Here is a 932-nt window from a genome sequence, read left to right on the forward strand (position 1 = left end):
CAGTCTGCAACTCGACTGCACGAAGCTGGAATCGCTAGTAATCGCGGATCAGAATGCCGCGGTGAATACGTTCCCGGGTCTTGTACACACCGCCCGTCACACCATGGGAGTCAGTAACGCCCGAAGTCAGTGACCTAACCGCAAGGGAGGAGCTGCCGAAGGCGGGACCGATGACTGGGGTGAAGTCGTAACAAGGTAGCCGTATCGGAAGGTGCGGCTGGATCACCTCCTTTCTAAGGAAAAAGTAGAGAGTATAATGTGTTTTACTGTTGAGTTATCAAGGAGATAACAATTTCATATGACATTTCTGGTGTCGATGCGCTTAGGGGAAACACCCGTTCCCATCCCGAACACGACGGTTAAGACCTAAGCGGCCGATGGTACTGCATTGGAGACGATGTGGGAGAGCAGGTGGGCGCCAGATTATGGGGATGTAGCTCAGTTGGGAGAGCACCTGCCTTGCAAGCAGGGGGTCGAGAGTTCGAATCTCTTCATCTCCACTGAAATCGTAAGATTTCAAATGGGCTTATAGCTCAGCTGGTTAGAGCGCACGCCTGATAAGCGTGAGGTCGGTGGTTCGAGTCCACTTAAGCCCATAGGTTTAAATGAACCTGATCCAAACGAGTATAACCATGAGTTCTGGAGGAAAGGTCCAGTTAAGCCCACTGGTTTAACTTTTTAGCCGTGAGGTTAAGTGAGTAAGCCTTTGATTGTACCTTGAAAACTGCATACATGTAAGTATGATGAAAATCATACATCCTTGATATAAAACGTTAAAACGTAAGATAGGAAGACATCGATTTAGTCTGTGAGAGCAGACAAAGATCAACAATGAGAATCAAAAGACCGCATCACCTACGCTAGGGTGATGAGCGAAAGGTCAAGCAATAAGGGCACAGGGCGGATGCCTTGGCACTAAGAGCCGAAGAAAG

Annotated in this window: 2 tRNA genes and 2 rRNA genes; all 4 read left to right on the plus strand. The window is 48.6% G+C overall.

The features are described from left to right. Positions 1 to 233: ribosomal RNA gene (locus ACTQWB_RS18680) — 16S ribosomal RNA — on the plus strand; the annotation flags it as partial. A gap of 73 nt (positions 234 to 306) precedes the next feature. Continuing rightward, a 5S ribosomal RNA gene (gene rrf / locus ACTQWB_RS18685) occupies positions 307 to 424 on the plus strand. 3 nt (positions 425 to 427) lie between these two features. Continuing rightward, positions 428 to 500 (plus strand) — tRNA-Ala (locus ACTQWB_RS18690). 22 nt (positions 501 to 522) lie between these two features. Then, positions 523 to 596 (plus strand) — tRNA-Ile (locus ACTQWB_RS18695). Positions 597 to 932 lie beyond the last annotated feature (336 nt).

It is taken from the genome of Blautia sp. HCP3S3_H10_2 (assembly GCF_052122375.1).
Classification (GTDB): Bacteria; Bacillota; Clostridia; order Lachnospirales; family Lachnospiraceae; genus Blautia_A.